The sequence below is a fragment of the Streptomyces sp. RB17 genome, assembly GCF_009604455.1.
Lineage (GTDB): Bacteria > Actinomycetota > Actinomycetes > Streptomycetales > Streptomycetaceae > Streptomyces.
Window position 1 is genome coordinate 107,878 of the sequence record NZ_WEGL01000007.1, and the last position, 13,703, is coordinate 121,580.

Below are 13,703 nucleotides of genomic sequence, written 5' to 3' on the forward strand. Positions count from 1 at the left end.
TCCCGGGCCCTCAGTCCGGTGTCACCGTCCCGTCCGTCAACCCGTCGTACATCCCGCGCACGAGGTGCTCCCCAAGCCGGCTCGCGTGGCGCAGTGCCCGCTCGAACTCGTCGAGCGCGCGGAAGCGTGCGCCGTAGCGCCGCTGTTCGTCCAGCGGGAGCCGGGGCAGCTGCAGCCGGCGCACGTCCAGCCGGGTCGCGGTGGAGGCGTAGCTGCTGGCCTGCCGGTTGTTCGCGGTGCCGCGCAGGAACCCGGCGAGGAACCACGGGTCGAGCGCCGTGCGATCGGGGCGCAGCAGCACGAGGTTGCGCCCCAGGGCGGCGCCCCCTGTCGCGTCGTCGATCACGCGCGCCACAGAGCCGCCGCCGAGTACCGGTACGACGACATCGCCCGGCTCGGTCAGGACGGCCTCCTCCTCGCTCTCCGGAAGCGTCCCGGAGGGCGCCGTGCCGGCGAGGACGTCGTGGTCGGTGAGCACGGGCACGCGCGCGTGGCCGCCGTTTCCGCCGGTGCGCATCACCAGCGCGCCCCCGCGCGCGAGTTCACCGACGGTGGTGAGCGGCCAGCGCGCGCCCGGCGCGGGGGCGGCGGGCGGCGGAGTGAGGTCGGCGGTCAGCCGCAGGGTCTCACCGAGGCGCTCGCGCACCGCCGTGAGCTGCTCCGCACCGTCGGCCACGGCTGCCGGCGGCAGATGGCGGGCGGGGGCGAGGTCCACGTCGTCGTCGAGGAGTTCGATGACCGGCACGGAACGGGCGAGCCCCGGCCGCTCCGCCGGCCGCCCCTCACGCTCGAAGGCACGCCAGGCGTCCAGGACGGCCTCGCGCACCGCCGGCCAGTCCGGGCCGCCGCGCCCCTCCCCGGCGAACCTCCCGGTGTCCACGAGCAGCACCTCGGGCGACGCCGGTGTCCGGTCCGGCCTGCGCAGCACCCACACGTGCAGCGGGATGTTGTACGGCGGCGCCGCCCCGACCGGCAGCGCCACCACCGCCCGGAGCGCGCCCCGGCGCAGCAGGTCGGCGCGGATCCGGCGCCCGGAACGGCGGGAGGCGGCGGCCGGCGGCATGAGCAGCACGGCGCAGCCGCCGTCGGCCAGCCGGGCCAGCGCGTGCTGCACCCACGCCAGTTCGGACTCGGTGCGGGCCGGGAAGCCGTACTCCCAGCGGGGGTCGTAGGCGAGTTCGTCGTGGCCCCAGTTGCGCTCGTTGAACGGCGGATGGCACAGCACGGCGTCGGCGTGCAGCTCGGGGTAGGCGTCGGCACGCAGGGTGTCGCAGGCGGCGCCGCGCACGTCGGCCCGGGAGTGCAGGGCGAGCCGCAGCGCGGTGAGCGCGGCCAGCTCGGGTGCGCTGTCCTGGGCGTACAGCTGCTGCTCGGGGCGGGTGTCGACGGCCCGCAGCAGGGCGCCGGTGCCGCAGGCGGGGTCCAGGACGGTGCGGGCGGGGCCGGCGAGGTCGGCCATGAGACCGGCGAGTTCGGCCGGGGTGAGCGTGTACTGGCGGGGGTTGGCGTCCAGGTGCCGGCCCAGCAGGAACTCGAAGGCCTGCCGCGCCCCGATCTCGGCGGCCAGCTCGGCCGCGCCACGCAGGAGCGGGGCGGAGAGGAGGAGCTGGGGGCCGGTGGGGGTGCGGAGGGCGGGGGTGTCGGGTGTGTCGGGGGTGGGAGTGCTTGGTGTTGGGGTGTCTGGGGTGGAGGTGCTCGGAGTGGACTCGGGGGTGCTGTGCGCGGCGGCGGGGGTGTGAACAGTCGGCGGGTTGTTCACAGGCCGGCCGACGGGTGAGGAGTTCACAGAGGGTGCCGTGAGCCCTGCGTTCACACCGGAGGATTCGGGGCCGGCGTTCACACCCGAGACATCGGGGCCGGCGTTCACACCGGAGTCCCCTTGGCGAGCATTCACAGCGGGCGCCACAGGACCAGCGTTCACACCAGACCCGATGGCCGCGCTGTTCACACCGGCTGCCTCGCCAGGCGGGTTCACAGCCGGCCCCGCGCCCCCGCGCCCGCTGCCCCCACTTCGCCCGCCGCGCCGCGGACGGCCCCGCACGCTGCCGAAACGCGGTGTGAGCACCTCGTCCAGCGCGCCGGACAGGATCGCGGCGAGGCGCACGTCGGAGCCGGCGCTCGCGTCGAGCCAGACGGTGGGGCGCTCGTGGATCAGCAGCAGGGCGCAACCCGCGTGCACCAGGGCGGCCAGCGGGCCCTCGGGATGTCCGACGAGCTGCTGCCAGACGCGTTCGCGCAGCGGGACTTCGGCGAGTTTGCCCTGCTTGCGCAGCCAGGCCTCGACCTCGGCGAGCGCGAAGGACGGGCTGGTCTCGGTGCCGCCGACCGGTTTGGGGAAATCGGCGTGCCGACGGCGCCAGTTGCTGACGGCGGCCCGGCCCACTCCGGCGAGCCGGGCGATTCCGGCCGCGGTCACCTCTGTCGCGTTGTCCTGCACCGGCCCCACTCCCCTCGTCCCGCGTGTGCGCCGAGCATACCGGCGTACACAAGATCCATGCATTCACGGCGTGTACGCTTCCGATCCTGTGAACCGTGTTGACTCGGTTCACAGGCTCTGCTCTTATTGACCCAGCGAACGAGCGGCCACCGGAGGGGGAGGCCGCCGCTTTGGGGAGGGATTCGCCATGGGCATGAAGGCCAAGGTCGCGCTGGGCGCCGTCGTGGGGGTCGTCGTCATCGGTGCCGTGTCCGCGAACGCCGGCAGCAACGGCAAGGCCGGCGGTTCCGCCGGCAGCGACAAGAGCTCTTCCGCCTCCGCCGAGCACACGCCCGGCGGCACGACGGGCAAGAAGGGCACGGGGGCCGGACAGGCGGCCGGGAAGAAGAAGGCCGCCATCGCCGGCGACGGCGAGTACCGGGTCGGCTCGGACGTGAAGCCGGGCACGTACCGCACGACCGGCAACTCCGACGACATGTGCTACTGGGAGCGCGCCAAGGACGCCAAGGGCGAGATGGACTCGCTGCTGGCCAACGACAACGTCACCGGCACCAGTTACGTGACCATCAAGCCCACCGACAAGATCTTCAAGTCCAGCGGCTGCAAGGACTGGGAGGCCGTCGACCCCAAGGCGAAGGGCACGCCCGCCTCCTCCATGGACGGCGACGGCGGCATGTACAAGGTCGGCACGGACATCGCGCCGGGCACCTACAAGTCGACCGGCAATGCCGACGACTCCTGCTACTGGGAGCGCACCAAGGACGCCGAGCACGGGCTGAGCTCGATCATCGCCAACAACAACGTGACCGGCACAGCCGTCGTCACCATCGGCCCGAGCGACGCCTACTTCAAGACCACCGGCTGCGGCGGCTGGAAGAAGGCGGCCTGAGCCGGCCCACCCCTCACCCGCACACGCAGCACGCACCGCTCACCTGCACACGCACACGCACACGCACCCACCGCTCACCGAACCCGTCGTCCCGTCGGCTCCGGCTGCCCGGGCTCCCGGCCCCGCGCGGCCGGACCGGTTCCGGACGCCGTACGGCACGCCGTACACACATCCCCGTAACACCCAGCTCCGAAGGACTGTCATGCGCCTCACCCCCCGTGTCGCCACGCTGTTCGCCGTCGCGGCGCTCCCGTTGGCCCTCACCGCCTGCTCCTCCGGTTCCTCCTCCGACTCCGGCGGGGCGAGCCCCGAGCCGGCCAAGGCCAAGGACCTGAACGCCTCTCTCGCCACCGGTACGCAGCTGAAGAAGGCGCTGGCGCCGGCGTCGGCGTTCCCGTCCGGGTTCGCCCCCGAGGCGGACGGCGCCTCGGACAGCGGCGGCCGGTTCCTCTCCCCGTCCGCCCGGAGCACCGCGAAGCCGGACTGCACCCGGCTCGAGAGCACGTCCTGGATCCAGGTGACCGGGTTCAAGGGAGGCGTGTCGTTCGCGCAGAACGACTATGTGAACCACGACAAGACCGAGGAGGTGGCCCAGGAGGTCGACGCGTTCCGGGGCACCACCGCGAGCGCGGTGCTGAAGCAGCTGCAGACCGTCGCCGGCGAGTGCGCCACCTTCACGGACACCGACGCGCACGCCAAGGTGAAGCTCACGGGCCGCTCCACGGCCGGGCTCGGGGACGAGGCCTACACGATGACGCTGACGAGCGGCGCCTGGGAGAACGGCTCCACGCTCGTCGCGGCCCGTTCCGGCAACTCCGTGATCACCGTGCTGTCCACGGCGGGCACCGATGACGGAGCCACCACCGCGAAGAAGGTGACGACGCAGATCCTGGGCAACTTGAAGGGTCTGAAGACCGCCTGACCGGCGAAAAGGATGCGGCAGCCGCTCACAGCGGGTGCCGCATCCACACGTTGGGCTCGACGTAGACGGCGTAACCCCGCTCCGGTTCGCAGCGGACCGGGACCAGTGCGCCGGGCACCTCGACGTCGGCCGCGGTGTCGAACGGCAGCCCGGTCCAGCGGCGCCACTCCTCCAGGGAGGCGCCCACGGTCATGGAGGCCGGCGCGATGGAGTCGATGGTGGCTCCGGCGCGCGCGTGGACGCGCAGCCAGGGGTCCGCGGGCAGGCCGTCGGGGCGGATCCGGTGGGCGTACTCGGAGATCGGGGTGTGCGGTTCGCGGTGCTTGGCGCTGGGGCGGACGGGGGCGACGACCTCGCGAAAACCGAGCGCGCGGGCGTTCTCCCGCATTGCCGAGAGCATCAGGGCGGACAGGCCGTGGCCCTGGGCGTGCGGGGCGATGACGACCGAGACGGCGCTCACCGTGTCGGGGCGGGTGCCCCGGCGCAGGTCGGCGAAGGCCCAGAGCAGGATCTGGTCCCAGCCGCGCGCGGGCAGAGTGCGCCGACCGTCGACGTCGAGGGCGAAGGGCACGCTGAAGGCGTGGGCGACGATCTCGCCTTGCTCGTCCTCGGCGAACAGCGCGTACTGCGGCAGTTCGGCGGGGATACGGCCGTAATGGGCGTTGCCCACCGGGTCGTTGGTCACGAACTCGGGCCAGGTGTCGGCCATCTCGAACAACGCCGGCACCCGCTGGGGCCGCTCGGCGACGCTGCTCACCCTGACGTCCATGGCCCCCACGGTAGGCGGCGGGCACCCGGCCCGGGTAACGGTTTTGCCGGTCAGCGGCGTGGGCCGGCGACGCGTCGGCCGTGAGGGCCACGCGGTCGGTGTGCGGGTCGTAGCCGAGGAACGGGTGACCGTGGGAGCCCTCGGCGTCCATCGGCACGGGCCTGCGCAGGCGCCGTCCGACGGTCCGCTGCACGCCGTACGGCGTCACCCTCCAGGTGTTCGCGCCGCCGGCAGCGCACCCATCTCCTCGGGGGCGCCGCAGCTCAGCGCGCCCGGAAACGGGACGGTGCCTTGGTGGGGTTGCCGCCAGCGGGGAGTTTCTGGGCGGGGCAGCCGGTGAGGACCTTCTTCATGGCGGCCTTCTCGGCGGCGGTGACCCACAGGCCGTACTTCTTCTTCACCGCGACCTGGTCGGCCACATAGGTGCAGCGGTACTTCTTGTTGGGCGGCAGCCAGGTGGCCGCGTCGCCGTCGCCCTTGCCGCGGTTGGTGCTCGCGTCGACCGCGATGAGGTTGAGGGGGTCGTTGGCCAGCGCTATGCGCTTGCTCGCGTCCCAGTACCGGGCGCCCTTCTGCCAGGCATCGGAGAGGGGGACGACATGGTCGATGTCGACCTGGCTGCGGCCGCGCCGGTAGGTGATGTCCTGGCCGGAGTAGGGGTCGGGCTCGAGCAGGCCGTAGGAGACCTTGCAGCTGCCGCCGGTGAATCTCACGTCCTTCAGGTCGCGTTTGAGTATGTCGTCGCGGGTGTCGCAGGAGTTGGAGTCGGTGTCCGCCCACGCGGTGCCGAACCGGTCCCGCGAGTAACCGGTCTTCGGCGCACGACCCTTGACGGTCAGTGAGTCGACGGCGGCCAGGACTGCGCCGTGGCCGCCGCCCTGGGGCCCGGACGCCCCTCCGCTCTGCCCGGACTTGCAGCCGGCCACGGCGACCAGTACGACGACGGCGGTGACCGCCCCACCCCTCAGACGCGCCACGGTGCGTCCCCCCTCACTCGCCCGGGTCCGCCGGTCGTTCAGCCGGCGGAATCGTTCCGTCCTTAACGGTAACCGCCGTGAGGCCCACTTCAGATGGGGACCGATGCGGAGCTTTCGGGCAGCCGGCGGGCGAGTTGGGGCATGTCGGTCCGTAGGAGGGGAGTGCGGCCGGCGCGCGCGTGAGCCCGCTCACAACGTGACGGACGCCACCGCCCCTATGACTCCTACATCCCCCTACGACTTCTACGGCTCCTACGACTTCAACGGCTCCTACGACCCCAGGATCGAGGCGAGGAACTCGCCGACCCAGCCCAGAAGTTCGCGGCCGACCAGCGGCTTGCCGCCGACCTTCGCGGTCTTCGGGCGCGGGACCAGCACCTGGTGGACGGACGGCTTGATGACCGTGCCCGGGTAGAGACGCTTGACCCGCAGTTCCTGCGACTCGCGCAACTCCACCGGTGCGAAGCGGATGTTGGTGCCCTGGAGCACGATCTCGCCGACTCCGCACGCGCGCGCGAGCATCCGCAGCCCGGCCACCAGCAGCAGGTTCTCCACCGGTTCGGGCAGCTTGCCGTAGCGGTCGGTGAGTTCCTCGCGGACGGCCTTGATGTCCTCCTCCGAGTTGGCGGAGGCGATGGAGCGGTAGGCCTGGAGGCGCAGGCGCTCGCCGGGTGCGTAGTCGTGCGGGACGTGCGCGTCGACGGGCAGCTCGATCTTGACCTCGAGCGGCGCCTCCTCCTCGACCGCGCCGGTCTCCAGCTGGCGCCGGTAGTCGGCGACGGCCTCGCCGACCATGCGGACGTACAGGTCGAAGCCGACGCCCGCGATGTGCCCGGACTGCTCGCCGCCGAGGAGGTTTCCGGCGCCGCGGATCTCCAGGTCCTTCATCGCCACGTACATGCCCGCGCCCATCTCGGTGTGCTGGGCGATCGTGGCCAGACGTTCGTGCGCGGTCTCGGTCAGCGGCTTCTCCGGCGGGTACAGGAAGTAGGCGTAGCCGCGCTCCCTGCCCCGGCCGACGCGGCCGCGCAGCTGGTGCAGCTGGGACAGGCCGAAGGTGTCACCGCGCTCCACGATGAGGGTGTTGGCGTTGGAGATGTCGATGCCGGACTCGACGATCGTCGTGGAGACGAGGACGTCGAACCTCTTCTCCCAGAAGTCGACCACGACCTGCTCCAGCGCCGACTCCGACATCTGGCCGTGGGCGGTGGCGATGCGCGCCTCGGGGACGATCTCGCGGAGTCTCGCCGCCGCGCGGTCGATGGACTCGACCCGGTTGTGGATGTAGAAGACCTGGCCCTCGCGCAGCAGTTCACGACGGATGGCGGCGCCGATCTGCCTCTCCTCGTACGGCCCGACGAAGGTGAGCACCGGGTGGCGCTCCTCGGGGGGCGTGGTGATCGTGGACATCTCGCGGATGCCGGTGACCGCCATCTCCAGGGTGCGCGGGATGGGCGTGGCGGACATGGTCAGCACGTCGACGTTGGCGCGGAGCTTCTTCAGTTGCTCCTTGTGCTCGACGCCGAAGCGCTGCTCCTCGTCGACGATGACCAGGCCCAGGTCCTTGAACCGGGTCTCGGAGGAGAACAGGCGGTGGGTGCCGATGACGACGTCCACGGCGCCGTCCTTCAGGCCCTCCAGGACGGCCTTGGCCTCGGTGTCGGTCTGGAAGCGGGACAGTGCCTTCACGCTCACCGGGAACTGCGCGTACCGCTCGGAGAACGTCCCGAAGTGCTGCTGCACCAGCAGGGTCGTCGGCACCAGGACCGCGACCTGTTTGCCGTCCTGTACGGCTTTGAAGGCCGCCCGCACCGCGATCTCGGTCTTGCCGTAGCCGACGTCGCCGCAGATCAGGCGGTCCATGGGGACGGACTTCTCCATGTCCTCCTTGACCTCGGCGATGGTGGTGAGCTGGTCCGGGGTCTCGGCGTAGGGGAAGGCGTCCTCCAGCTCGCGCTGCCAGGGTGTGTCGGCGCCGAAGGTGTGGCCGGGAGCGGCCATGCGCGCGCTGTAGAGCTTGATCAGGTCGGCGGCGATCTCCTTGACGGCCTTCTTGGCGCGTGCCTTGGTCTTCGTCCAGTCGGCGCCGCCCAGGCGGTGCAGGGTGGGGGCCTCGCCGCCGACGTACTTGGTGATCTGCTCCAGCTGGTCGGTGGGGATGTAGAGGCGGTCGCCCGGCTGGCCGCGCTTGGCGGGGGCGTACTCCACGACCAGGTACTCACGGGTGGCGCCCTGCACCGTGCGCTGCACCATCTCGATGTAGCGGCCGACGCCGTGCTGTTCGTGGACGATGTAGTCGCCCGCCTCCAGGGTGAGCGGGTCGATGGTCTTGCGGCGGCGGGCCGGCATCCGGGCGCCGTCGCGGCCGGTGGCGCGCTGGCCGGACAGGTCGGTCTCGGTGAGCACGGCGAGCTCGAGGGCCGGGTCCACGAAGCCGTACTCGATCGAGCCGCAGGAGACGTGCACGACGGAGGGGTTCAGTTCGCCGAGGTCGGCGTCCATGCGGGCGGCGATGCCCTCGTTGCCGAGCACCTCCGCCGTGCGGGCGGCCGGGCCGTGGCCCTCGGTGACGAAGACCGCGCGCCAGCCGTCGGCGAGCCAGCCCTTGGTGTCGGCGAGGGCACGCGCGGTGTCGCCGCGGTAGGTCTCGGGCGCGTGCATGCCGAGCTTGAGGGTGTCGGCGTCGAGTTCGAGGTCGGCCGCGAAGGGCGACACCGACCACCACATCATGTCCAGTTCGCGCGCGCGGTCACGGACGTCGGCGATGGACCACAGGGAGGCGGCGCCGAGGTCGATGGGGGCCTCGCCACCGCCGGCGGTGGCCGCCCAGGAGGCCTGCAGGAACTCCTGGCTGGTCGCGACGAGGTCGGCGGCACGCGTGCGGACCCGCTCCGGGTCGCAGACCACGGTCATCGCGCCCTTGGGGAGGACGTCGAGGAGCAGCTCCATGTCGTCGACCAGCACGGGGGCGAGGGACTCCATGCCCTCGACCGCGATGCCCTCGGCGATCTTGTTCAGGAGTTCGCCGAGCTCCGGGTGCTCCTCGGCGAGGGCACGCGCGCGTGCGCGGACGTCGTCGGTGAGCAGCAGTTCGCGGCACGGGGGTGCCCACAGGCCGTGCTCGGCGACTTCGAGGGAGCGCTGGTCGGCGACCTTGAAGTAGCGGATCTCCTCGACGTCGTCGCCCCAGAACTCGACGCGCAGGGGGTGTTCCTCGGTGGGCGGGAAGACGTCGAGGATGCCGCCGCGTACGGCGAACTCGCCGCGCTTCTCGACGAGCTCCACGCGCGCGTAGGCGGCGGCCGCGAGGGCTTCCACGACGTCGTTCAGGTCGGCGGTCCGGCCGGTCCTCAGGGACACCGGCTCCAGGTCGCCGAGGCCCTTGACCTGCGGCTGGAGCACGGAGCGCACGGGCGCCACGACGACGGAGACGGGGCCGGTGCCGGGGTCGTCCGGGCTGGGGTGGGCCAGGCGGCGCAGGACGGCGAGGCGGCGGCCGACGGTGTCGCTGCGCGGGCTGAGCCGCTCGTGCGGAAGGGTCTCCCAGGAGGGGTACTCCACGACGCCCTCGGCGGGCAGCAGGGAGCGCAGGGCCGCCGCCAGGTCCTCGGCCTCGCGGCCGGTCGCCGTGACCGCGAGCACCGGGCGGCCGGCCTCGCGGGCGAGCGCGGCGACCGTGAAGGGGCGGGCCGCCGGGGGGCCGACGAGGTCGATGTGCATGCGGTTGCCGTCCGCGGCCGCCGTGATCGCTTCCGCGAGGGCGGGGTCCTTGACGACGGCGTCGAGCAGGCCGTGCAGGCTCATGGGGCTTTTTCCGTCCAGGGGTGGGCAACGCAAGTAGCCCGGCGCGGGTGGCGGCCGGGGGTGTCCAGCGTACGACTCCGTCGGGGTTGGCGTCGGAGCCTGTGGACAACCCTCGCCGTTCTGTGCCCGGTGCTGCAGTCCCCTCCCAGGGGGCTCCGCCTCCTGGACCCCCCGCTCTTGAGGTGACACCACCGAGTCCCAGCTCGGTCTGCCGCAAAAAAGCCGGGTGCCGGAGAGTCCTGGGACTCCCCGGCACCCGGCCTCCCCCGTGACCCCCGTCCACGGTGGCCCTGAGACCCCTAGTCCGTCGCGATCGCGTTCAGTACGTTCATCCGGCCCGCCCGGAACGCCGGGATCAGCGCGGCGAACAGGCCCACGAAGGCCGAGGCGACGAAGACCGTGATGATCGTCGGCCAGGGGATGTCGAGGATCTTCAGGCCCTCCAGCGCGAGGAGCTTCTGGGCGGTCGCACCCCAGCCCATGCCCAGGCCGAGGCCGAGCAGGGCGCCGAAGACGGCGATCACCACGGACTCCAGGCGGATCATGCGGCGCAGCTGGCGGCGGGAGAGGCCGATGGCCCGCATGAGGCCGATCTCCCGGGTCCGCTCGACCACCGACAGGGCCAGGGTGTTCACCACGCCCAGGACCGCGACGATGATCGCGAGGGCCAGCAGGCCGTAGATCATGTTGAGCAGCTGGCCGATCTGGTCCTTCAGCGCCTTCTTGTAGTCGGTCTGGTCGCGCACGGTCAGGGCCGGGTCGTCGCGCAGCGTCGACTTCAGCGCCTTGTAGGCGGCCGCTTCCTGCCCGTCCTTGGCGGTGGCGAAGACCAGCTGGTCCAGGGGCATCCGGCCGGCCGGCACGTACTTCGCGGCGGTGGCGATGGAGACGTACATCGCGCCCTTGTCGACCACGGCGTCGTCGCTGGTGATGGCGCGGACGGTCAGCTTCGCCGTCGTACCGTCCTTGAAGTCGACGGCGACCGTGGAGCCGAGCTTGATGCCGTGCTTCTTGGCGAAGCCCTCGAAGACGGACATCGAGTCGGGCTGGTAGGCGTCGGCGAGGTTGCCGGCGACCGTCTTGGTGCGCAGGTCCTGTGCGTAGGTCGGGTCGGCCGCGTTGATGGTCTCCTTCGTGGAGACGCGGCCGTCCGGCGTGCTCAGGTCCGCGTCCAGGAGCTTGTACTCGGTGACCCGCTCCAGGCCGGGCGTGTCCTTGATCTTCTTCACCATCTGCGGGTTGATCAGCGTGTACTCCTGGTCGCCCTGGATGATGAAGTCGGTGCCGACGGTCTTGTCGAGCTGGTCGGTGGCCGAGGCCACCATGGAGGAGCCGACCACCGACAGGCAGGCCACCAGGGCCAGGCCGATCATCAGGGCCGCGCCGGTGGCGCCGGTGCGGCGCGGGTTGCGCAGCGCGTTGCGCTCGGCCATCCGGCCGACCGGGCCGAAGATCCGCAGCATGATCGCGCCGAGGACGCGGACCAGTCCGGCGGCCAGCAGCGGGCCGATGACGACGAAGCCGATCAGAGTGGCCACCACGCCCAGGCCCAGCCAGCCCGAGCCGGCCTTGGCCTTGTCGGCGGTCGCGGCGACGTACAGGCACCAGCCGCCGCCGGCGGTCAGGAGCAGGCCGATCACGGCGCGGATGGCGCCGGCCCTGGCGTCGGCGGGGGCGCCGGCGTCGCGCAGGGCGGCCATCGGGGAGACCTTGCCGGCGCGGCGGGCGGGCAGGTAGGCGGCCAGGACGGTGACCACGACACCCAGGAGCAGGCCGACGACGGGGGTGGTCCAGGCGACGGTCAGGTCGTCGGTCGACAGGTGCATGCCCATCTGGCCCATGAGCTTCATCAGGCCGACCGCGATGCCCACGCCCGCGCCGACGCCGAGCACGGAGCCGATCACGCCGAGCAGCAGCGCCTCGATCAGCACCGACCGGTTGACCTGCTTGCGGGAGGAGCCGATGGCGCGCATCAGGCCGATCTCGCGGGTGCGCTGGGCGACCAGCATGGAGAAGGTGTTGATGATCAGGAAGATGCCGACGAGGAAGGCGATCCCGGCGAAGCCGAGCATCGCGTACTTCATGACGTTCAGGAAGCTCGCGACGCTCTTCTGGTTGGCGTCGGCGACCTCCTTGGCGGTCTGCACCTTGTAGCCGCCGCCGAGGGCGGCGGTGACGTTCTTCTTCAGCTGGTCGTTCGTCACGCCGTGGGCGGCGGTGACGTCGACGTTGGTGTAGACGCCGGTCCTGCCGACCAGGGTCTGCTGGGCGGTCCTCGTGTCCAGGTAGAAGATGGCCGCGCCGGGATTGGTGACCTGGAAGTCGGCGATGCCGGACACGCGCGCGTGGTGCGTGCCGACGACCGAGATCATGCCGATGTCGTCGCCGAGCTTCAGGTGGTGCTTGGAGGCGGTGTCCGCGTCGACCATGACCTGGTCCGGGCCCTTGGGCGCCGTACCGGAGGAGATCTTCATGGTGCGGGCGTCGTTGCTGTTCCAGTTGCCGACGATGGTCGGCGCGCCGCTGCTCGGCGAGAGCTTGTCGCGGTGGGCGTCGATGACGGTCACCGAGGTGGAGAACACCGTGCCCTCGGCCTTCTGGACGCCCTGGGCGCCGCGGACCGTGCCGACCACGGAGGCCGGCATGACCGGCGGCTTGCCGGTGCGGGAGGTGGTCTCCCCGGTGTCGGAGGAGCCCTTCGCGGCGACCGTCACGTCCGCGGCAGTGGCCTGGAACAGCTTGTCGAAGGTGGTGTTCATCGTGTCGGTGAAGACAAGGGTGCCGCTGACGAAGGCCACCGACAGCAGGACCGCGATCGCGGAGAGCGCCATGCGGCCCTTGTGCGCGAAGAAGTTGCGCAGCGAGGTCTTCAGGACGGTCATGACGTACGCCCCCGGGCGTCGAAGTCCTTCATGCGGTCCAGGACCTGATCGGCCGTCGGCTGGTGCATCTCGTCGACGATCCGGCCGTCGGCGAGGTAGAGCACGCGGTCGGCGTAGGAGGCGGCGACGGGGTCGTGAGTGACCATCACGATGGTCTGGCCGAGTTCGTCCACCGAGCGGCGCAGGAAGCCGAGGACCTCGGCGCCGGCGCGCGAGTCGAGGTTTCCGGTCGGCTCGTCGCCGAAGATGATCTCCGGACGGGCGGCGAGGGCGCGGGCCACGGCGACGCGCTGCTGCTGACCGCCGGAGAGCTGGGTGGGCCGGTGCCTGAGCCGTCCGGCGAGCCCGACGGTCTCCACCACGCGGTCCAGCCAGGCCTTGTCCGGCTTGCGCCCGGCGATGTCCATGGGCAGCGTGATGTTCTCGAGGGCGTTCAGCGTCGGCAGCAGGTTGAACGCCTGGAAGATGAAGCCGATCCGGTCCCGGCGCAACTGGGTGAGCTTCTTGTCCTTCAGCCCGGTGATCTCGGTCTCGTCCAGATAGATCTTGCCGCCGGTGACGGTGTCGAGCCCGGCGAGGCAGTGCATCAGCGTGGACTTGCCGGACCCCGAGGGGCCCATGATGGCGGTGAACTGGCCCCGCGCGATGTCCACGTCGACGTGATCGAGGGCGACGACACGGGTCTCGCCGGACCCGTACGCCTTCACGACCTGCCGCGCCCGCGCGGCAACGGCCGTTCGCCCTCCAGTGCCCCCGTGCCTGGGAATGGTTACAGCCGATGTCACGGTATATCTCCTATGTCGGTCGGCATGTCGGTGAGTTGTGCCCTGGCACGCCAGGGCGTCGTTCTTGGGTACGTCGTCGAGTCTCGCGGTCGGCGGGGTCCTCGCGCGCTGGTGCGAAGCCCCGTCTTTCCCGGGGGAAAACCCCACCCCGTCGGTGCGGTCAGCCGCCCCCCAGCGGCGTAAAGCCAGGTTAAGGACGGCACCGGGTCCCTCTCGTCCTCCGGCGGGACGAACCCTC

General features: G+C 71.5%; 8 protein-coding genes. 2 read left to right on the top strand and 6 right to left on the bottom strand.

All coding sequences use genetic code 11. The features are described 5' to 3' along the window. Window positions 1-10: 10 nt before the first annotated feature. Entirely contained in the window at window positions 11-2,437 is a 2,427-nt protein-coding gene (locus tag SRB17_RS28990) for an N-6 DNA methylase (RefSeq protein WP_323376381.1), read from the bottom strand. 187 nt (window positions 2,438-2,624) lie between these two features. Here SRB17_RS28990 and SRB17_RS28995 point away from each other — a divergent pair, with 187 nt between their 5' ends. Continuing rightward, window positions 2,625-3,326: a hypothetical protein gene (locus SRB17_RS28995; protein ID WP_153543131.1), complete on the top strand. Its 702-nt coding sequence runs from the start codon at window positions 2,625-2,627 to the stop codon at window positions 3,324-3,326. Window positions 3,327-3,528: 202 nt separating this feature from the next. Continuing rightward, entirely contained in the window at window positions 3,529-4,248 is a 720-nt protein-coding gene (locus SRB17_RS29000; RefSeq protein WP_153543132.1) for a hypothetical protein, read from the top strand. A 25-nt stretch (window positions 4,249-4,273) separates the two neighbouring features. On the opposite strand, the gene SRB17_RS29005 is transcribed toward SRB17_RS29000, so the two are convergent. From SRB17_RS29005 to SRB17_RS29025, 5 genes are all read right to left on the bottom strand, one after another. Then, a complete protein-coding gene (locus tag SRB17_RS29005; RefSeq protein ID WP_153543133.1) occupies window positions 4,274-5,017 on the bottom strand; it encodes a GNAT family N-acetyltransferase in 744 nt (247 codons plus the stop codon). Window positions 5,018-5,280: 263 nt separating this feature from the next. Further along, window positions 5,281-5,994: an HNH endonuclease family protein gene (locus SRB17_RS29010; protein WP_323376382.1), complete on the bottom strand. Its 714-nt coding sequence runs from the start codon at window positions 5,992-5,994 to the stop codon at window positions 5,281-5,283. A gap of 270 nt (window positions 5,995-6,264) precedes the next feature. Next, a complete protein-coding gene (gene mfd, locus SRB17_RS29015) occupies window positions 6,265-9,798 on the bottom strand; it encodes a transcription-repair coupling factor (protein ID WP_153543135.1) in 3,534 nt (1,177 codons plus the stop codon). A 299-nt stretch (window positions 9,799-10,097) separates the two neighbouring features. Beyond that, on the bottom strand, window positions 10,098-12,680 hold the full coding sequence (locus SRB17_RS29020; RefSeq protein ID WP_153543136.1) for an ABC transporter permease: 2,583 nt from the start codon (window positions 12,678-12,680) through the stop codon (window positions 10,098-10,100). After that, on the bottom strand, window positions 12,677-13,465 hold the full coding sequence (locus SRB17_RS29025) for an ABC transporter ATP-binding protein (protein WP_323376383.1): 789 nt from the start codon (window positions 13,463-13,465) through the stop codon (window positions 12,677-12,679). The genes SRB17_RS29020 and SRB17_RS29025 overlap by 4 nt, the downstream gene beginning before the upstream one ends. Window positions 13,466-13,703 lie beyond the last annotated feature (238 nt).

Coding starts and splice junctions, on each gene's coding strand:
- SRB17_RS28995 (WP_153543131.1), top strand. CDS start 2,625: ATGGGCATGAAGGCCAAGGTCGCGCTGGGCGCCGTCGTGGGGGTCGTC.
- SRB17_RS29000 (WP_153543132.1), top strand. CDS start 3,529: ATGCGCCTCACCCCCCGTGTCGCCACGCTGTTCGCCGTCGCGGCGCTC.
- SRB17_RS29005 (WP_153543133.1), bottom strand. CDS start 5,017: ATGGACGTCAGGGTGAGCAGCGTCGCCGAGCGGCCCCAGCGGGTGCCG.
- mfd (WP_153543135.1), bottom strand. CDS start 9,798: ATGAGCCTGCACGGCCTGCTCGACGCCGTCGTCAAGGACCCCGCCCTC.
- SRB17_RS29020 (WP_153543136.1), bottom strand. CDS start 12,680: ATGACCGTCCTGAAGACCTCGCTGCGCAACTTCTTCGCGCACAAGGGC.